This window comes from Corynebacterium sp. HMSC074H12, assembly GCF_001813755.1.
GTDB classification, from domain to species: domain Bacteria; phylum Actinomycetota; class Actinomycetes; order Mycobacteriales; family Mycobacteriaceae; genus Corynebacterium; species Corynebacterium hiratae.
Genome location: NZ_KV813927.1, coordinates 67,339 through 85,337 on the forward strand (window position 1 = coordinate 67,339; position 17,999 = coordinate 85,337).

General features: G+C 62.5%; 17 protein-coding genes. 10 read left to right on the plus strand and 7 right to left on the minus strand.

The window, feature by feature from the left end:
- Nucleotides 1–90: 90 nt before the first annotated feature.
- Nucleotides 91–1,038 carry a DUF6263 family protein gene (locus tag HMPREF2932_RS08155; RefSeq protein WP_070512489.1) on the minus strand — a complete coding sequence of 316 codons (948 nt, stop codon included), beginning with the start codon at nt 1,036–1,038 and terminating at the stop codon, nt 91–93.
- Between the two features lie 32 nt (nt 1,039–1,070).
- Here HMPREF2932_RS08155 and lspA point away from each other — a divergent pair, with 32 nt between their 5' ends.
- From lspA to HMPREF2932_RS08175, 4 genes are read left to right on the plus strand one after another with little or no spacing between them, the layout of a single operon-like run.
- Nucleotides 1,071–1,586 carry a signal peptidase II gene (gene lspA / locus HMPREF2932_RS08160; protein WP_071409972.1) on the plus strand — a complete coding sequence of 172 codons (516 nt, stop codon included), beginning with the start codon at nt 1,071–1,073 and terminating at the stop codon, nt 1,584–1,586.
- The gene (locus tag HMPREF2932_RS08165) at nt 1,586–2,509 is read left to right on the plus strand and encodes an RluA family pseudouridine synthase (protein ID WP_071409973.1); all 924 of its coding nucleotides are present in this window, start codon (nt 1,586–1,588) and stop codon (nt 2,507–2,509) included. Before lspA ends, HMPREF2932_RS08165 begins: the two co-directional genes overlap by 1 nt.
- Nucleotides 2,506–3,105, plus strand: a complete 600-nt coding sequence (locus HMPREF2932_RS08170) for a hypothetical protein (protein ID WP_070512499.1) — start codon at nt 2,506–2,508, stop codon at nt 3,103–3,105. The genes HMPREF2932_RS08165 and HMPREF2932_RS08170 overlap by 4 nt, the downstream gene beginning before the upstream one ends.
- Before the next feature lie 18 nt (nt 3,106–3,123).
- Nucleotides 3,124–3,393, plus strand: coding sequence for a type II secretion system protein (locus tag HMPREF2932_RS08175; protein ID WP_070512502.1), 270 nt, complete (start codon nt 3,124–3,126; stop codon nt 3,391–3,393).
- Here HMPREF2932_RS08175 and rarD read toward each other — a convergent pair.
- Entirely contained in the window at nt 3,390–4,292 is a 903-nt protein-coding gene (rarD, locus tag HMPREF2932_RS08180) for an EamA family transporter RarD (protein WP_071409974.1), read from the minus strand. The two genes, HMPREF2932_RS08175 and rarD, sit on opposite strands and share 4 nt — an antisense overlap.
- Before the next feature lie 65 nt (nt 4,293–4,357).
- On the opposite strand from rarD, the gene dnaE reads away from it, so the two are divergent.
- Nucleotides 4,358–7,933 (plus strand): DNA polymerase III subunit alpha, encoded by a 3,576-nt coding sequence (dnaE, locus tag HMPREF2932_RS08185; protein WP_070546904.1) that lies wholly within the window; start codon nt 4,358–4,360, stop codon nt 7,931–7,933.
- 111 nt (nt 7,934–8,044) lie between these two features.
- Complete coding sequence (locus HMPREF2932_RS08190; protein WP_070546811.1) at nt 8,045–9,241, plus strand: cobalamin-independent methionine synthase II family protein; 1,197 nt, start codon at nt 8,045–8,047, stop codon at nt 9,239–9,241.
- A gap of 114 nt (nt 9,242–9,355) precedes the next feature.
- Here HMPREF2932_RS08190 and HMPREF2932_RS08195 read toward each other — a convergent pair whose 3' ends face one another.
- Nucleotides 9,356–9,970: a hypothetical protein gene (locus tag HMPREF2932_RS08195; protein WP_070515724.1), complete on the minus strand. Its 615-nt coding sequence runs from the start codon at nt 9,968–9,970 to the stop codon at nt 9,356–9,358.
- Nucleotides 9,971–10,080: 110 nt separating this feature from the next.
- Nucleotides 10,081–12,042 (minus strand): choice-of-anchor I family protein, encoded by a 1,962-nt coding sequence (locus HMPREF2932_RS08200; RefSeq protein WP_071409975.1) that lies wholly within the window; start codon nt 12,040–12,042, stop codon nt 10,081–10,083.
- A gap of 176 nt (nt 12,043–12,218) precedes the next feature.
- On the opposite strand from HMPREF2932_RS08200, the gene ilvA reads away from it, so the two are divergent.
- Genes ilvA through HMPREF2932_RS08220 form a run of 4 tightly spaced genes read left to right on the plus strand, consistent with a single transcriptional unit; the run spans nt 12,219 to nt 14,804 of the window.
- Nucleotides 12,219–13,502, plus strand: coding sequence for a threonine ammonia-lyase IlvA (ilvA, locus tag HMPREF2932_RS08205; protein ID WP_070515721.1), 1,284 nt, complete (start codon nt 12,219–12,221; stop codon nt 13,500–13,502).
- Entirely contained in the window at nt 13,502–14,140 is a 639-nt protein-coding gene (locus tag HMPREF2932_RS08210; RefSeq protein WP_071409976.1) for a YigZ family protein, read from the plus strand. Before ilvA ends, HMPREF2932_RS08210 begins: the two co-directional genes overlap by 1 nt.
- 34 nt (nt 14,141–14,174) lie before the next feature.
- Nucleotides 14,175–14,411, plus strand: a complete 237-nt coding sequence (locus HMPREF2932_RS08215; RefSeq protein WP_070546804.1) for a hypothetical protein — start codon at nt 14,175–14,177, stop codon at nt 14,409–14,411.
- A 6-nt stretch (nt 14,412–14,417) separates the two neighbouring features.
- Nucleotides 14,418–14,804 (plus strand): RNA-binding S4 domain-containing protein, encoded by a 387-nt coding sequence (locus HMPREF2932_RS08220; protein ID WP_010190494.1) that lies wholly within the window; start codon nt 14,418–14,420, stop codon nt 14,802–14,804.
- Here HMPREF2932_RS08220 and HMPREF2932_RS08225 read toward each other — a convergent pair.
- The 3 genes from HMPREF2932_RS08225 to HMPREF2932_RS08235 all read right to left on the minus strand — a co-directional run bounded on the left by HMPREF2932_RS08225 (nt 14,801) and on the right by HMPREF2932_RS08235 (nt 17,996).
- A complete protein-coding gene (locus HMPREF2932_RS08225; RefSeq protein WP_071409977.1) occupies nt 14,801–15,805 on the minus strand; it encodes a GTP pyrophosphokinase in 1,005 nt (334 codons plus the stop codon). The genes HMPREF2932_RS08220 and HMPREF2932_RS08225 overlap by 4 nt on opposite strands.
- Before the next feature lie 51 nt (nt 15,806–15,856).
- On the minus strand, nt 15,857–16,465 hold the full coding sequence (locus HMPREF2932_RS08230) for a hypothetical protein (protein WP_070512523.1): 609 nt from the start codon (nt 16,463–16,465) through the stop codon (nt 15,857–15,859).
- A gap of 145 nt (nt 16,466–16,610) precedes the next feature.
- Nucleotides 16,611–17,996 carry a 3'-5' exonuclease gene (locus HMPREF2932_RS08235; protein WP_070515713.1) on the minus strand — a complete coding sequence of 462 codons (1,386 nt, stop codon included), beginning with the start codon at nt 17,994–17,996 and terminating at the stop codon, nt 16,611–16,613.
- Nucleotides 17,997–17,999: the final 3 nt, after the last annotated feature.

Sequence of the window (17,999 nt, forward strand, 5' to 3'; positions counted from 1 at the left end):
GATCTCATGCCAGCCAGGTGGTGGGCGCTGCCTTGTGCGGAGGCTGTCTGGCGGTGCTCGCGCGCAGGAGAAGGTGTGGCGCGAAGCAGGCTACTCGGTGGTGAACTCCATCTCGGTGGCGCTGGTCTGCACCACGCGAAGATCAGAGCCTTCCGCACCATAAGAAATCGCGGTGGTCACGGAGACATCGCCGGCGGTGGGAAGCGGCTTGGTCAGATCAACGGTAACGGAGCCCTCCGAGGTCGATGTGTGGTCCGTAACCTTCAGCTCCTTGCCACGTAGCTCTTCGGGGGCGTCGGCGCCGTCGAAGGACAGTGCGCCCAGGGAAGGCCGCTGCTCAATCTTCACGCTGAGCTCAGCGATATCCCCGTCCAGCTTGTCCAAGGTATAGGTCGTGGTTTGCAACAGCGTGGATTCGCCAGTGACGCGCGATTCCACCACCCACGTCGCACCCGGGCCGATTTCCTCATCAGGGAAGACGATGGGCAGTGAGGTCAGGCTGGTGATGGCGCGCTCGACGGTGCTGCGGGCCTGATCGGTCGCCGCCTGCGGGGCGGCCAGGCGCAGCGAGTTCATCTGGCCCGTATCCGTGCCGCGCCATCCAAACTGGAAGCCCTCGGCGGAGGAGACATCCGCGCCGTCAGCCTCCGGCTTTCCGACGGTGACGAACGCGTTGCGGCTGGCTGGAAGTTGGCCTTCGACATTCTCGGTGGCAGCCTCCACCGAGGCCTGGAGCGGAAGAGTGACCTTGTCCTGAGCTTCCGGTGAAGGGGCGGCGCTGCCGTCCTTGCGTAGCTGCTGGTCGAAGCCCGTGGCGACCTCATAGGTGAGTTCCTGCGTGGCATCGAGGTCCTTAAAAGCCAGGACCTGACCGGCGCCGTCACCTGGTTCTAGGAGGGTCACGCGCGGGGCATCGAGGGCCAGCCCCACTGGCTCCTCGACGGGCTTGGCCGGCTGGGAATAGGAACAGCCGGCGAGCGCGCCGGCGACTCCCAGGACGGTGGCGGACAGGACTGCTAGGGCTCTCACACGAAACACGCATTCCAAATTACCGGATGAGCCTGTTTAGAATGGAACGGGTGAAAGCAAGGAGTTATATCGGAGTGATGGTCGCGGTGGTGCTCGGTGTGGCTGCCGTCGACCAAGCCGTGAAGGCGCTGATGCTGTCCATCCTCACTGAAGGTGAAGCGTTGCCGGTAATCGGTGACTGGTTCCGTTTCTACCTTCTGTTTAACCCCGGCGCCGCCTTCTCTATGGGCGGGGAGGGATCGACGTGGCTGTTTACCACGATCCAATTGGCCTTCATCATTGGTGTGGCCATCGCCGCCCCGCGCATTCACGATAAGTGGCAGGCGATAGGCCTGGCCATGATCGCCGGAGGTGCCCTGGGCAACTTCATCGACCGCCTCGTGCGTGAGCCGGGGTTTTGGTTTGGGCACGTGGTGGATTACATCTCCGTGGGCAGCTTCGCTGTTTTCAATATTGCAGATGCGGCCATTACCTGTGGCGTCGTGGTCTTTATCAGCGCGATGTTCTGGGCAGAGATGAAAGAAAAGCCACAAGAGCAGGAAGCGGGGGAAGCTTGATGCGTGAAAGTCGTAGGTTGCCGGTGCCCGAGGGCTTAGAAGGCATGCGTGCGGATGCCGCCCTGGCCAAGCTCTTGGGTATTTCGCGGGCCCGGGTGGCCCAGTTGTGCGCGGCGGGAGACGTGGAAATCGATGGTGCCGCCGTGGGCAAGTCCGAGCGCTTAAGTGCTGGCGGCTGGATCGACGTCATGATGCCAGCGCCTGAGGAACCGCTCATCCCCAAGGACGAGCTGGTGGAGGGCATGGATGTCCTCTACGCGGACGAGGACATCATCTGCGTGTGCAAGCCCGTCGGTGTGGCTGCGCACCCCACGTTGGGTTGGGATGGGCCCACCGTCATCGGCGGGCTGCGGGCAGCAGGCTATGCGCTTGCCGACGCCGGCCCTACCGAACGCAAGGGTATTGTCCACCGTCTCGACGTGGGGACCTCAGGCGTCATGGTGGTGGCCGCCAGCGAGCGCGCCTACTCCCAACTCAAGAACGCCTTCCGCGAGCGCACCGTGCAGAAGACCTATCACGCCGTGGTGCAGGGCCTGCCGGATCCCATCGTGGGGACCATTGATGCACCCATTGGCCGTCATCCTTCGGCGGGCTGGAAATTTGGGGTCGTCGATGACGGCAAACCGGCCGTGACACATTACAAGCTGTTGGAGGCCTTCCGCGAGGCTAGCCTCCTCGAGGTTCATTTGGAGACCGGCCGAACCCACCAGATCCGTGTCCACATGTCCGCCACCGGGCATCCCTGTGTCGGCGATCCGATGTATGGCTGTGACCCGAACCTAGCCAAGCGCGTGGGCCTGAGCCGTCAATGGCTGCACGCGGTCGAACTCGGCTTTACCCACCCGGGAACCGGCAAGTGGTTCGAGTGCACTGCACCCTACCCGGACGATCTCAAGCACGCCGTGGAGGTTTTGCGCGGATGAGCCCGCAGCGAAGCACCAGCCAACGCATCTACCGGCGCCGCCGTGCCGCGGCGCTGGTGCTGTTGGCCGTGCTCGCCTTGGCCGTGGTGGTCGCCTTCGGGCTTTTCGGAACGCAGCCCAGCACGGCGGTGCAGGGAGACCAACTTGGCCCTGATGGCTCGGAGAGCGCGGCCGATTATCGGGAGCGCGCGGAGACCTCATTAGCGCACGCAACCGATCCGGCCTACGCGCTGGTGGGCTTTCGCGAGCCGCTGAGTCCGCAGGACGTGAGCGACGCCCTGCAGCCCGTCGAGCGCATGGATGCCATCGTGATCGGGCTGGCCGCGCCCATCGCGGTCCCCGAGCCTGTCGCCGGCGCCACGCGCGCCGACGTTATCGATACCGTCTTGGCCCGCGTGGCCGACCATGCCCGTGACATGGCGGAGGATGCACCAGCGAAGGTCGATGCCGTCGTGGTCTATTCCGGGGGGAGTCAACTGCGCGCCCTCGCTAACGATCCGCGGGTCGATACCGTGGAGGTCGCGCCCGCTGACGCCGCGTGGGGCTCCTTCGGCGTGCGCCCGCCCGCCAACGTCGGACAGAATGAGAACCGCTAGAACAGCCGAGGAGAAGACATGCGCCTGTTTCCCAACACATCCGAGTGGCCGCCGAACTACCGCTTTGCCTACCTCTTGATGTGGGCGGGCGCGTTCATCGCCTCTGGGGCCGCCATCGCGCAAGGAATCTGGGGAGCGGACAAGCTCACCTTCGGCATTCTCATCGTGGTGGCCATCTACTGCATCGCCATGGCCATCCTCATGCCGCGGTGGGCGCTTAATGCACGCGAGGAATCCGCCCGGCGCGCCGAGGCTAAGCAGGCGCGCGAGGAGCTGAAGCGCCGTTAGCCCTCTGCGGTGGGTGACGCGTCGGCGGGGTGGAGGCGGGCGCGGCGTCGAGAAGCGCGGCCCATGCGCACCAAGTCTGCAAGGTAGATGATCACCGCAACCCAGATGATGGCAAAGCCAATCCAGCGTTCGGTGGACATGTGCTCCTGGGTCACGAACAGCGCCCACAGCATCTGCATGATGGGGGTCATGTACTGCAGCATGCCGAGCGTAGACAGGCGCAGGTGCTTAGCGCCCTGGGCGAAACACAACAGCGGCAGAGCGGTGACGAGGCCGGAGGTGACCAGCAGTGCGACGTGCTCGGGGCCTTCGGTCGTGAAGGTGGATTCGCCCTGTGCCTGGAGGTAGCCCAGGTAGACCAGCGCGAAGGGGAGCATGACCAAGGTTTCCGCGGCCACTGAGCCCATCGAGGAGACCGTGATGCGTTTCTTCAGCAGGCCATAGATTCCGAAGCTGAAGGCCAAGGCCAGCGAATAATAGGGGGCCTGGCCCGTCATAAAGGTCAGCCACAACACCGCGATGAAGGCGATGCTGACCGACGCCACCTGCGCCTTCGTCAGCTTCTCCTTGAGGAAGATAATGCCGAGGGCCACGGAGACGAGCGGGTTAATGAAATAGCCCAGTGCGGCATCGGCCACGTGATCGCTGTTGATGGCGATGACATAGGTACCCCAGTTGATGGTGATGGCCACGCCGCAGGCGAACATCCACCCCCAGGTGCGCAAGCTGAATGCGCGGAGCTCGCGCCAGCCACCAGTCACCAGCAGCATTGCGGTGACGAGAACCGCAGTCCACACGATGCGGTGGGCCAAGATCTCAAACGGGCTGGCGGGGCGCAGCAGCGGGAAGAACGCTGGGAAGAAGCCCCACATGAGATAGGCGGCAATAGTGTAGAACATTTAAGAAAATGTACCTTAACGAGGACCTACGGGCGAAGTTTGACGGCCCCGCTAAGATGAGCCGCATGGCCAAAAACTCCTCCTTCGTCCATCTGCACAACCACACCGAATTTTCCATGCTGGACGGCATGGCCAAGGTGGACATGTTGGCGGATGAGGTTCTCCGCCAAGGCATGCCGGCAGTCGGTATGACCGACCACGGCAACATGTATGGATCCAATGCCTTCTATCAAAGGATGACCAGCGCCGGCATTAAACCAATCATCGGCATCGAGGCCTACCTGGCTCCTGAGTCACGTTTCAACAAGAAGCGCGTGCTGTGGGGAACCCCGGACCAGAAGCGCGATGACGTCTCTGCCTCCGGTGCCTACCTGCACCAGACCATGTTGGCGGAGAATGAAACCGGGCTGCGCAACCTGTTCAAGCTTTCCTCCTTGGCTTCCTACGAGGGCCAGTTAGGAAAGTGGCCGCGCATGGACGCGGAGCTTATTGCCGAGCACGCCGAAGGCATCATCGCGACCACCGGCTGCCCCTCCGGCGACGTGCAGACCCGCCTGCGCTTGGGCCAGTTCAACGAGGCTCTCGAGGCTGCCGCGATGTGGCAGGACATCTACGGCAAGGACAACTTCTTCCTGGAGCTCATGGACCATGGGCTGGACATCGAGAAGCGCACGCGCGACGGCCTGCTGGAGATCGGCCGCAAGCTGGACTTGCCGCCGTTGGTGACCAATGACTGCCACTACGTGCTGGAGTCCCAAGCCCCGGCGCACGAGGCCATGCTGTGCGTGCAGACCGGTAAGACGTTCATGGACCCGGATCGCTTCAAGTTCGATGGCACCGGCTACTACATCAAGTCCGCCGCGCAGATGCGCGAACTGTGGGATCACATGGTGCCGGAGGCCTGCGATAACACCCTGTGGATTGCGGAGCGCGTGCAGGACTACGGTGCGATTTGGGAGGAGCACACCCACGATCGCATGCCGATTGCCGACGTCCCCGAGGGCCACACCCCAACCTCCTGGCTGACCCACGAGGTGATGGAAGGACTGAAGGATCGCTTCAACGGTGGGGATGTGCCGCAGGAGTACATCGATCGCGCTGAGTACGAGATCAGCGTCATCGACATGAAGGGCTACCCCTCTTACTTCCTCATCGTGGCCGAGCTCATCAAACACGCGCGGTCCATCGGCATTCGCGTCGGTCCGGGTCGTGGTTCGGCGGCCGGTGCACTCGTGGCCTACGCGCTGACCATTACCAACATTGACCCCATCGAGCACGGCCTGCTCTTTGAGCGATTCTTGAACCCGGAGCGTCCGTCCGCACCGGATATCGATATCGACTTCGATGATCGCCGCCGCGGCGAGATGATTACTTACGCCGCCGAGCGGTGGGGCGAGGACAAGGTTGCCCAGGTGATTACCTTCGGCACCGTGAAGACCAAGCAGGCCATTAAGGACTCCGCTAAGGTGCACTTTGGCCAGCCGGGCTTCCAGATGGCGGACCGCATTAACGGTGCGCTGCCGCCTGCCATCATGGCCAAGGACATCCCGCTCGCCGGCATCATGGACCCCGAGCACGAGCGCTACTCGGAGGCGACCGAGGTCCGGCAGATGATTGAGACTGACCCGGACGTCAAGAAGATCTACGAGACCGCTCGCGGCCTCGAGGGCGTGGTCCGCCAGGCCGGCGTGCATGCCTGCGCGGTCATTATGGCCTCGGTCCGGCTTATGGACCACATCCCGATGTGGAAGCGCCCAGCCGACGGCGCCTACATCACCGGCTGGGACTACCCGGCCTGTGAGGCCATCGGCCTGCTGAAGATGGACTTCCTGGGTCTGCGCAACCTCACCGTGATTGGTGACTGCCTGGAAAACATCAAGAAGAACCGCGGCGAGGAAGTCCACCTAGAAGACCTCCATGCCGACGACCCGAATGCCTCAAAGGTCTATGACCTGCTCTCGCGCGGCGATACTCTGGGCGTGTTCCAGCTGGACTCCGGCGGCATGCAGGAGCTGCTCAAACGCATGAAGCCAACGGGCTTTAAGGACATCGTGGCGTCGCTGGCGCTCTACCGCCCGGGCCCGATGGGTGTGAACGCGCACTGGGATTATGCCGACCGCAAGAACGGCCGCAAGGAAATTACCCCAATTCACCCCGAGCTGGAGGAGCCGCTCAAGGAAATCCTGGATGAGACCTATGGCCTCATTGTGTACCAGGAGCAGATCATGCGTATCTCGCAGAAGGTGGCGAACTACACCGCCGGCGAGGCAGACGGCTTCCGCAAGGCCATGGGTAAGAAGAAGCCGGAAGTGCTGGCCCAGCAATATGACAAGTTCTGGGGCGGCATGAAGGATAACGGCTACTCCAAGGAAGCGATGGACGCTCTGTGGGGCACCATTGAGCCCTTCGCCTCCTACGCGTTTAACAAGTCCCACGCCGCCGGTTACGGGTTGGTGTCCTTCTGGACGGCTTACCTGAAGGCCTATTACGCGCCGGAGTACATGGCCGCGCTGCTGACCTCGGTGGGTGACAAGAAGGATAAGTCCGCTATCTACCTGGCCGACTGTCGCCACCTGGGCATCCGCGTGCTCTCCCCGGACGTCAATGAGTCCCAAGAAACCTTCCAGGCCGTGGGCGAGGATATCCGCTTCGGCATGGGCGCTATCCGCAACGTCGGTGGGGAAGTGGTGGATTCCATCGTGAAGACCCGCCGGGAGAAAGGCGCTTTCACGTCCTTCTCCGATTACCTGGAGAAGATCGAGCTGGCGGCCTGTTCGAAGCGCGTGACCGAATCCCTCATCAAGGCCGGAGCCTTCGATTCCCTGGAACACCCGCGCAAGGGCCTCATGCTCATCCACGAGGATGCCGTGGATTCGGTGCAGACTACCAAAAAAGCAGCCGACAAGGGCCAATTTGACCTCTTCGCTGGCTTTGGCGGTGGTGATGAACAGGGCGACTCTGTCTCCGCCTTCGCCATCGATATCCCAGATGAGAACTGGGATCGAAAGCACGAGCTGGCCTTGGAGAGGGAGATGCTCGGCCTGTACGTGTCCGGCCACCCGCTCGATGGCTTCGAGGAAGCCCTCAACGCGCAGACCGACACCCCGATTACCAAGATCCTCAACGGTGAAGTCGGCAACGGGCAGGAGCTGGTGATCGGCGGCATTATCTCGGGCGTCGACAGGCGCTTTTCCAAGCGCGATGGCTCGCCCTGGGCCATCGTCAGCATCGAGGACCATAACGGCGCCCAGGTGGATATCCTCGTGTTCAACCAGGTGTACTCGCTGGTGGCCCCGCAGATTGCGGAAGACAATATCATCCTGGCCAAGGTTCAGGTGAAGATTCGCGATGAGCGCATGTCCTTGTTCTGCTCCGATATCCGCGTTCCCGATTTGGGGCCGGGCAACGGTGCTGGCCTGCCGCTGCGACTGACCATGCGCACGGATCAGTGCACGATGGACAACATTGCGCGGCTCAAGCAGGTCTTGGTCAACAACAAGGGTGAGTCCGACGTGTACCTCACGCTTGTCGACGGCGAAGAGTCCACCATGATGGTCCTCGGCGAACATCTGCGTGTGGAGCGCTCCAGCAACCTCATGGGTGATCTCAAGGCGACGATGGGCGCCGGCATCCTTGGGTGAGCCCACCTGCTGGGGCCGCGTGCTGAATAAAAGTGCAGAACGAAGCGGGCTGTGCTTCGCCCGTGGGTTACGCTAGACAGCACAGTCTAGTTGAAAGGGAATGTACCTCCTATGGTCAATAAGATCCGCACCACCCACGTCGGCTCGCTGCCACGCACCAAGGAGCTGCTGGAGGCTAACCTCGAGCGTTCTGCCGGCACCATCTCCGATGAGAAGTTCCACGAGATTCTTCAGCGCTCGGTTGCTGACGTGGTCAAGCGCCAGGTTGATCTCGGCATCGACATCATCAACGAGGGCGAGTACGGCCACATCACCTCCGGCGCTGTGGACTATGGAGCTTGGTGGAACTACTCCTTTACCCGCCTGGGTGGATTGACCATGACGGACAAGGACCGCTGGGAAATCGGTGACAAGATCCGTTCCGAGCCGGGCAAGATTCGCCTTTCCTCGATGAAGGATCGCCGCGACCGCGCACTGTTCGCCGAAGCTTACAACGATCCGGATTCGGGTATCTTTACCGGCCGCAAGAAGGTCGCTAACCCGGAGTTCACCGGCCCGGTTACGTACATCGGCCAGGAGCAGGTCGAGGCGGACGTGAAGCTGCTTGCCCACGCCCTCCCCGAAGGCACCGAAGGCTTCGTCGCCGCCCTATCTCCGGGTGCTGCGGCACGTCTGCCCAACAAGTACTACGAGGATGAGTCCGATCTCGTGCGTGCGTGTGGCGAGGCGCTCAAGGTGGAGTACAAGGCCATTACCGATGCCGGTCTAACAGTCCAGTTCGATGCCCCGGATCTGGCCGAAGCTTGGGACTCGGTGGTCCCGGAGCCGACCGTAGAGGACTTCCAGGCATTCCTGCGCGAGCGCATTGACATCCTCAACGAGTCCATCAAGGATATCCCGCGCGAGCAGACCCGCCTGCACATCTGCTGGGGTTCCTGGCATGGCCCGCACGTGACGGATATTCCGTTCGCGGACATCATTGAAGAGATCCTGCAGGCCAAGGTCGGCGGCTTCTCCTTCGAGGGCGCCTCGCCGCGCCACGCACACGAGTGGCGCGTGTGGCAGGACCACAAGCTACCGGAGGGCACTGTCATCTACCCGGGCGTGATTTCGCACTCGACAAACGCGGTGGAGCACCCGCGCCTAGTGGCGGATCGCATTATCCGTTTCGCCGAGTTGGTGGGCCCCGAGAACGTCATCGCGTCGACGGACTGCGGTCTCGGCGGACGCCTGCACCACCAGATCGCGTGGGCAAAGTTGGAGTCCCTCGTTGAAGGCGCACAGATCGCTACGGAGGAACTGTTCTAACCCGTCGCCGGGGCTGGGGCGCGCAAATGCTCTAGCGCGCGGTCCCGTCCGAGGACGAAATAAATAGGCGCGAACCAAGTGTGGTTCGCGCCTTCGAGATCGTACGGTAGGGAATTATTCCTCAGCCGCGTCGGCCTCTTCCTTCTTCTTGGTGTTATCCCAGTAGAAACCGTGGCTCTTGAGGAAGGCACGCAGGTCGTTGAGGACAGCCGGGTTGGACTGCGCGACCGCGGCCAGCAGGTTGATGCCGACGGAAAGTAACGCAGCCGCGCCACCGATCCACGCAAAGACTTCCTCGGCCGTGTCATTGGGGCGTGCAGACTGTACCCAGTCCGGCATCTCGTCCCACTCCTTCTCCAGCTCAGCGTCCTTTTCTTCCTGGACGCAGTCCGGCTCTTCCGGCATACCGGAGGAACCATAACCGTTAAGGATGCCGAGTCCGAGCTCCTTCGGCCCCATGAAGGACGAGCCCGCAGTGTCATCGGCCACCGCGTTTTCGTGCTCCTCGCGCGCCTTGCGCACCGCATCCGCGCACTCCTCGGAGAGGCCGGAGGTATTGGTGTGACCGATGTTCATCGAGCTTCCGCCAGTGGAGCTCTGACCGTTCTGTCCGCTCTGGCTCTGCGCGGCGGGCTGAGCGCTACCAGAAGCGTCGTCGGCTGCAGCCAGCGGAGTTACCAGGGCCATGGTCGTGGTGCACACTGCGATCAGGGAGGTTGAAAGGCGCATAATCAGAGGGTTCTCCTTGGGAAGGGATGCGAGGGGATGAGAAAAAAGGGGGAGGGGCTTCGAGCAAGCCCATCTCAATGTAGCAGCCCTCCCCAGGAGCGCGGTAGGGGCTAGAGGAACTTCTCCAGCTGCTCGCGCAGCGGCGCAGGAGCCAGGCTGAGGACCGTTTCACGGATACCCGGGGCGCGCAGCAGGCCTACGGCAGCGGCTAGGGCGGCGATGACACCGATGACAGAACCAGCGATGATGGCCGCGGTGGACGGGCGGGAGCTCTGGCCGTCCTTGTTCTGGTCGTCCTGGTCCTGCGAGTCATCGCCAGGGTTCTCATCCGGATTCTCGTCCGGATTCTCCTCGTCGTCCTTGTCGCCAGCGAGGAGATCCTTAACGGAGTAGACGGTCGTGGTTCCGGATACCTCGTTGCCGACGATGAGCAGGTACTCGCCGTTGGGGGAGTCCGCCTTGTCGACGAAGGCAAAGCCCTCCGGGCCTAGGTCGCCGGCAGCAGCGGACTCGTCGGTGGAGAAGTCGCGGTTGTTGACGTAGGTAACGAAGGAAGAGTTAGCAGGGTCGGTGACGTCGTAGACAAAGATGCCGCCGACGCGCTCCGCGCCGATGAAGGCGTATGTGCGATCTCCCACGGTGCCGATGGTGAGAGCCTCGGGCTCGGGGCCCTTGTTGTCGGAACGGTCATCAAACTCGGCGCTCTCATTATCGGCGTTGTGGTGGAACACGCCCGGCTCGTTGAGCTCGGCGGTGATCTTTTCGAACTCGGCACCGGAGTCGAAGACAACGTTGCCCTCCGCGTCGTAGATGCTAAAGGAACGGGAGCCGTAAGCATAAAGCTCGTCGAAGCAGCCCTTCTCTTCGTTCCAGCCAGAGGCGTTGCTCAGCTTCAGGTTGCCGGCTTCCTTCTTGTCGGCGAGCTTGTCCAGGTCGACGTCGCCAAGCGCGCCCTCGCACACCTTGCCATCCTCGACCACGTCCTTGAGCTCCACCTCATCGGTGTAGACGCCGGAACCGCCGTCCTTCTCCTCCACGCCCCATTCGCGGGCGTCGCCCTCGTTCGCGGTGGCGAAGTAGGTCTGGCCGCCAGCGGTGAAGGCACCGATGGAATCGGGCATGGACAGACCCTTAACCGGGATGGTGCGCAGCTCCGCCTTGTCATCCTTGTTCGAGGGGTCCAGCGGGACTGTCGAGTGATCCGCAATGTGTGCAGGCAGAATCTTTTCCACGGTGGCGGACTCGATGTCAATGACACCGATGGCGTTGGCCTCCTGCAGCGTTACAAAGGCCTTGCCGTCCTGGGAGGTGATGTACTCCGGCTCGAAGTCGATAGAGGGCTTGGAATCGTGACCGGAGGGGCCGAAGACGCGCACGCCCTCTGGCAGGGGCTGACCGTCGAAGGCTGTGAAGTCGGCGATACGGGCGTGCGCTTGGGTTGAAGCCTCAACACCCTCCGGCAGCTTAATGACGGAGACGGAACCTTCCGGGTCCGTGATGTAATCGGTGCCCTCGGCGTTGAGCTCGTTCGAGGGCTCGCCCTCATTAGCCAGGAGAGCGTAGCCACCATCGGCGGTGATGTGGACGTTATCCGGCAAAGCGCCCACCATCACGCGCCCTAATTCGGCGGTCGCTAGGTCCTCGGCCGCGGCGTTGAAGAACAGTGCTTCGCCCTCCTCGGTCTTGTCCGCTTGCTGGACGGCGGCCACAGCCAGGCCATCGGGACGCACGGCCACGGAGTTGATTTCCTTGCCCTCGCCAGCAGAAATGGAACCGATGAGCGTGAGCTTGGTCGGATCCGAAGCATCGAGGACATCAATCTGGCCCGCGTGTGCGTTGACGGTGAGAATGCGCTTGGAGGCCGGGTGGAAGGCCACGATCTCTGCGGCGGACTCTTCGTAGACCCCAGACTCATAGGTGCCAATCGGGGTGACCTTGAGGTTAGCGTCGGCAGCAGAGTGTTCGATGACATTCTCTACAATCGCAGCCGAGGAAGTCGGTACAGCCAGGCTAAGGCACGTGGCGGTCGCAGCGCACAGGGTGAGGGAGCGGCGGGAGATAGAACGAGACATGCAGAAAGACTCCTTGTTGCGAGACGAAAAGATTCCGCACCACCGTACGTTTGCCCCTAGTGCTTTTGGGGAACAGTAAGTTGCGGCCAAACGAGATCTGGGTAAACGTTCGGTGAACCGGTCGAATGCTAGGTAATGTGCGACGCGTGGAGAGCGGGGCGCTAAAATAAGCCACCATGACAACCATCCCGCAAGACTTCGAGCCTATCCACGCCTCTGATATCCAACTGGCCCAATCGCGAATTAGCTCGGAGATTGCCCCGACTCCGCTGCAGTACTGCCCGCGCCTGTCCCAAGAGACAGGTTATGAGGTGTACCTGAAGCGCGAAGATCTGCAGGATGTGCGCTCCTACAAGATCCGCGGGGCTATTTACGGCATGTCAAATCTCAGCGAAGAGCAGCGCACGCAGGGGATAGTTACCGCCTCGGCGGGAAATCACGCCCAGGGCGTCGCCTACGCCTGCCGCACCATGGGAATCCACGGCAAGATCTACGTGCCGGAACCGACCCCGAAGCAAAAACGCGACCGCATCCTGGTTCACGGTGGTGATTTCGTGGAGTTGGTGGTCACCGGCGCCAACTTCGACGAGGCGGCTGCGGCCGCGCACGCGGATGCCGCCGAGCGCGGCGCCTTCTTCATCGAGCCTTTCGACTCGCGCGATACCGTCACCGGTCAGGGAACTGTGGCCGCGGAAATCGTGTCCCAGCTGTCCTCAATGGGCAAGTCCTTGGATACCGTGGTGGTCCCCGTGGGCGGCGGCGGACTCATTTCCGGCATCACCTCTTACCTCGCCGATATGGCCCCGCGCACCGCGGTGGTGGGCATTGAGCCGGCCGGGGCGGCGTCGCTGAGCGCTGCGTTTGCGGCCGGTGAGCCGGTGACCCTGGAGACCGTCGATCCTTTCGTCGACGGTGCTGCCGTCAAGCGCATCGGTGAGCTGCCTTTCAAGATTTTGGAAGCCAACCAGGGCCGCCTGCACCATGACATCGTCTCGGAAGGCGCCGTGTGCACGGAGCAGCTCGCGCTCTACCAAAACGAGGGCATCATCGCCGAACCCGCCGGCGCGCTGAGCGTGACCGGCCTGCGCACTCTCAACCTGCAGCCGGGCTCAACGGTGGTCTGCGTGATTTCCGGCGGCAATAATGACGTGCTTCGCTATGCCGAAATCATGGAGCGCTCCCTGGTGCACCGCGGACTCAAGCACTACTTCCTGGTGAACTTCCCGCAGGAGCCCGGCCAGTTGCGCCACTTCCTCCAGGATGTTCTTGGCCCAGAAGATGACATCACGCTGTTCGAGTACCTCAAGCGCAACAACCGTGAGACCGGCGCCGCGCTGGTGGGTATCGAGTTGGGGAGTGCCGCAGGTATCGACGGACTGCTGGAGCGCATGGAGAAATCGAAGCTCAACTGCCAGCAGCTTCAGCCCGGCACGCCTGAGTACGACTTCCTCGTCGCATAATGCTGGAGAGCTATCAGCGCCCCGCCGCCGGTGAGATTGTCGAGCACGAGATTGAGATCAAGCGCTCGCGGTTTATCACCCTCATCGGCCGCGCCACGACGGAAGCGGAAGCACGCACGCTTATCGACGCCGCCCGCGACCGCTTCCCCGACGCCCGCCACCACTGCTCGGCCTACATCTACCACGTTGACGGCTCGAATCCAGTGGAGCGCTCCTCCGATGATGGCGAGCCCTCCGGCACGGCGGGCAAGCCGATGCTCGATGTTCTGAAGGGCTCCGGACTGCTCGATATCTGTGCGGTCGTGGTGCGCTACTTCGGCGGTATCAAGCTGGGCGCGGGCGGGCTCGTGCACGCCTATGGAGGTGCCGTCAGCGAGACGATGGAGCAGGTTGAGCCCGTCACGCGTGCCTTGCGCGAGCTCTATACCGTCGAAGTGTCCCATGCGGAGGCCGGGCGGCTGGAAGCGGAGCTGCGCAACCGCGGCGTCGACATGGTGGATACCGCTTATGGCCAGGCGGTGACCTTCACCGTGTCCGTTGAGCCCGGCGGTGAGGAGAAACTCGCTGCAACGCTCGCGGCACTGACCCAGGGTGGGGTAGAGCCGAAGGAAGCCGGAACAGCCTGGGTGGAGCTTTAAGGGTGTGGGCTTCTGGCCATGTAAAATAAGCCCCATGACTATGCAGCGACGCCCCAACAACCCCATTGAGCAACGCAAGCAAGCCGTGCGCACCCACGCACGCAACGGAGCTATCTGTGTCGTGGGCGGCGTCGCCGGCGGTGTGCTCTTGGGCTGGGCGCTTACCGGTTTCTGGACCTGTATGGCCATTGGCCTCATCGTCGCCGTGGTCGGCGGCGCCTACAACTGGGTAAAGATCCAGAAGATCGTCAACGAAAACCACAACCTTTAAGCGCCTATGGTGAATCAGCCCGACGGGCGGCCCGTCCGCATTGACGCCTGGGTCTGGTCCGTGCGCATGTTCAAGACTCGGTCAGAAGCTGCCACGGCGGTGCGCGCCGGGCACGTCAAGCTCAACGGCAACGCCACCAAGCCCGCGCAGCAGGTTGTCCCCGGCGACCGCGTGCGCGTGTGGCGCAACCACCACGAACATGATCTCGAGGTGCTCGCCACTGTGTCCAAGCGCGTGGGCGCTCCCATCGCGCGGACCTGCTACATCGACCATGCCCCGCCGCCACCGCCGAAGGAGTTCATGCCCTCCGTCCCAGTCCGCCCGCGCGGTGCAGGCCGCCCCACGAAGAAGGAGCGCCGGCAGATGGAGAAGTTCCGCGGCGGATTCCGCTAATTATTCCGGAAGTTCTTTAAGGCCTTCAGGCGCGCGTTCAAGCGGCGCTTGCGGTCCCTGCGGTCGCCGGCATCGGCGGTGGCCTCGATGTGCTGGGCGCCGAATTTGTTGAGCAGCAGGTCGTCGATAAGCCTGACCTGGCCCGGGCGGAAGCGGTAGCGCATGGCGTCGTGAACGTGGGCGATGTCGTCATCATCGAGCAGTTGCCTGAGCTGGCTCAAGTGTGTGATTCCGTTGTTCTCCAGCAGCTCGGCAAGGAAGCGATAGTGTTCCGAACGCGAACGTGGGAAGCGGCTGCCCAGAATAATGGCGAGGACGCCGGGGAGGGTTTCGGCCGTGATCTCGACGTCGTCTCCGGCCTCAGAGCTGGGTGCCTTGAGCGCGGCGATTTCATCGAATTGCTGATCCGCCAGCTCAATGAGGCCTGCGGCGAGCGTAAAGAGCCGATCGACCTGTGGGGAGGGAGGATTCGGACCCTGTTTGTAGCGGATATCGTGTTCGAACTCGGCCCACGCGTGCTGGAGTACGGTGCGAATCTGAATCTCGAAGGTCCAGCCGATATAAGGCTCAAGTTCCTCCAGCGTGGCGGCGCTATCCTCCGATACCGTCAGTACCAAGTGATGGGAGCCATAACCAAAGCCACCGGAAATTCGCGTCTCCGCTGCCTTATCCACTGAGCGAAGCACGGTAAAGGTCTCTCCTAAAACCTCCAGGGCCTCTGGGATAATCGTGGAGTGGAAGACAGTAATCCGCACGCCCAAAACATCGTGAATATCCTCCCACGGGTTCGGATACATGAGCTCGCCGTTCTCTCGACGCTTCTTCGCCTTGGCCTTGAGCGACGGCCATTGTTTTACACGGGTGGCCACGCGGTCGAAGATAATTCCGGCGTCGTTCAGCAAGTCCTCGATGGCGTCGCGGAAGTCTTGCGCCGCGGTGGGGTGCGCGCGTACCCAGGAGTGGTACTGGTTGCCCAGGCGGGACATGGATGATTCAGGCATTGTGAAGAACGTGACTCCTTTCGGCCACGGCAAGAATGACGTGAGGCGTATCTACACCTCGAGAGGGAAGCCGTTAGCCAATACTAGTGGTTGCAGGCTCAGAGGGGGACGATGGCGCGGGCGCAACTCGGCCGCGCGGCAGGCCAGTTCCGTCGCTCGCTGTGGGGAAACGTTCAGCAGCGCGTAGAGGGTGTGCGCATCAGGAACGAGGTAGGTAATACTCGTGGCTTGGCTCAAGCGTTTCAGATGATTATCCAGGATAACGAAGGCCTGCGGATGCGCCAACCACGACGATACGGTGCAGCGATGCACGCGCACCTCGAGGCTGCCTTCAGCGCCGCTGAGACTCTGCTCCGCTGGCCGGGTAAAGAAACGCAGTCCCTGCTGTGTTAACGCGCGGCGTTGAAGATTAAGCGCTGCGGTATCCCACGCTTGGCGCGTAGTCAGGCCCAGATCGTCCAACGCACGCTGGCTCACGCGCTTGGTTTCGGCACCCGTGCCGTGCACCATGGACATCGATAGCGTCCGCGAGAGCTGGATGCGCGCGGGCGAGTCGCCGAAGCCATCATCGCACAGCTTAATTCCGTTGAGCTCTTCGCTCGGGCAGAGCGAAGGGAGTAGGTGATCGACGTGAAGCGAGGTGGGCAGCGCGATGGTCATGTGTTCGTCTCCGTGAAAGGTAGGCTAGTGCGGATTCCTTGCCTTTATTGGACTGTGTCTTGCGCCCACAGGTTCCCACCGGAGAAGAGAAATTTCACTGCGCGCTAGAGCTTGGATGCCCTAGCGCCCTAGCGCCTTTTACTGCCTAGAACGGTGGGGCTTCGTCGAGCTGCAGTTCCTCTAAGAGCTTGTCGGACTGCCAGATGGCGATGTCCTGGCCGTTGCTTTGCAGCTCTTCGGCACGCTTTTCCTTCGACGTCTTGGTGGCCCACTGGCCCACGACGAGGATGGTGGTCTTCTTCGTGACGTTTTTGCCTACCTGGCCGCCGCGCTCAGCGATCTTGGACCACAACAAGCCCTTGTCGAAAGGCTCAAAGTCACCGGTGAGGGTGACATTCTGGCCAAACAACGCGCCTTCCGGGTCGGCATCGGGGTTCGGATCCGGGATGGTGTCCGGGGTGGACACGGACTGCCACGGGGCCGGCCCGCGGCGCTCCTGCGAGGAGGAGCGTTTCTTCTGAGCACCCGAGGTAGCACCCGCCATGCGGGTGTTGTCGCGGAAATCTGTACCCGCGCCTAGGTCTGCTGCGGAAAGCGGTGCGGTGTTGGCGCGGAGGACAGGGATAACCGAATCCTCGCTTAAGGTTCCCAGTGCAAACTCGCGGGTAGAGAACAATTCCTCGATGGAACCGGAGTGGCCAAAACGTTGAGCCAAGGCGCTGACAATTTCCCCAGCGGCGCGGGCATCCGCCGTGGCCTCGTGGTGCTGAAAATCTTCGGCGCCAATGTAGGAGGCAACGGTGGGAAGCTTATGGTTGGCCACGTCGATAACGCCGGCGCGGGAGGCGTCGCGAGCCAGCGCTAGCGAACATGCTAGGCGCACTTCTGGGACTGGAGCCGCCGCCTTCTGGAGGCCACTGCGCAAAGCGGTGGAATCGAATTGCGCGTTGTGGGCGACCAACGTGTCGGAACCGAGGAACTCGAAGAGCTCGGCAGCGGCGTCCGCGAAGGGGGAAGCGCCGGCGACGTCGTCTGCTGTGATGCCGTGGATACTGATGTTGACATCGTCGAAGTGCTCCAGACCCGGCGGGGGAGTACACAGCCACGTGCGGGACTCAGTTTCTTCACCATCGCGGAAGCGGACCGCGCCGATTTGGCAGACCGAACCCCAGTTGTCGTTAGCGGTTTCCACATCGACAGCGGTGAAATTCAGTCCGTCGACTCGGCTGCTGGTCGCCGGCGCTTCGCCGCGGAGGGCGGCCTTGACCGCCTGAGCGAAGGCCTCCGCGTCCTGGCCTGGGGCGAAGCGGATGACCGTGTCCCCAGCATTCCCCGCAGCATCGACCGTGCCGCGCACCACGACCTGCCCGAAGCCCGTGGCCGTTGGCGCCGTGCACTCCACGCTCGTGGCATCGGCCATCGAGAGAGCCTCGTGGGCCGGTGCGCCGAGGGACGCAGCAAGCTGGGAGCGGCGGAACGTGAGGGCATCGGCGGTGACATCAATGACAGCGCCATGGGCGGTATAGGACACAGA

Coding starts and splice junctions, on each gene's coding strand:
- HMPREF2932_RS08225 (WP_071409977.1), bottom strand. CDS start 15,805: ATGCCTGAATCATCCATGTCCCGCCTGGGCAACCAGTACCACTCCTGG.
- ilvA (WP_070515721.1), top strand. CDS start 12,219: ATGACAACCATCCCGCAAGACTTCGAGCCTATCCACGCCTCTGATATC.
- HMPREF2932_RS08165 (WP_071409973.1), top strand. CDS start 1,586: ATGCGTGAAAGTCGTAGGTTGCCGGTGCCCGAGGGCTTAGAAGGCATG.
- HMPREF2932_RS08220 (WP_010190494.1), top strand. CDS start 14,418: ATGGTGAATCAGCCCGACGGGCGGCCCGTCCGCATTGACGCCTGGGTC.
- HMPREF2932_RS08210 (WP_071409976.1), top strand. CDS start 13,502: ATGCTGGAGAGCTATCAGCGCCCCGCCGCCGGTGAGATTGTCGAGCAC.
- HMPREF2932_RS08215 (WP_070546804.1), top strand. CDS start 14,175: ATGACTATGCAGCGACGCCCCAACAACCCCATTGAGCAACGCAAGCAA.
- HMPREF2932_RS08200 (WP_071409975.1), bottom strand. CDS start 12,042: ATGTCTCGTTCTATCTCCCGCCGCTCCCTCACCCTGTGCGCTGCGACC.
- lspA (WP_071409972.1), top strand. CDS start 1,071: ATGGAACGGGTGAAAGCAAGGAGTTATATCGGAGTGATGGTCGCGGTG.
- HMPREF2932_RS08170 (WP_070512499.1), top strand. CDS start 2,506: ATGAGCCCGCAGCGAAGCACCAGCCAACGCATCTACCGGCGCCGCCGT.
- HMPREF2932_RS08195 (WP_070515724.1), bottom strand. CDS start 9,970: ATGCGCCTTTCAACCTCCCTGATCGCAGTGTGCACCACGACCATGGCC.
- HMPREF2932_RS08175 (WP_070512502.1), top strand. CDS start 3,124: ATGCGCCTGTTTCCCAACACATCCGAGTGGCCGCCGAACTACCGCTTT.
- HMPREF2932_RS08230 (WP_070512523.1), bottom strand. CDS start 16,465: ATGACCATCGCGCTGCCCACCTCGCTTCACGTCGATCACCTACTCCCT.
- rarD (WP_071409974.1), bottom strand. CDS start 4,292: ATGTTCTACACTATTGCCGCCTATCTCATGTGGGGCTTCTTCCCAGCG.
- dnaE (WP_070546904.1), top strand. CDS start 4,358: ATGGCCAAAAACTCCTCCTTCGTCCATCTGCACAACCACACCGAATTT.
- HMPREF2932_RS08190 (WP_070546811.1), top strand. CDS start 8,045: ATGGTCAATAAGATCCGCACCACCCACGTCGGCTCGCTGCCACGCACC.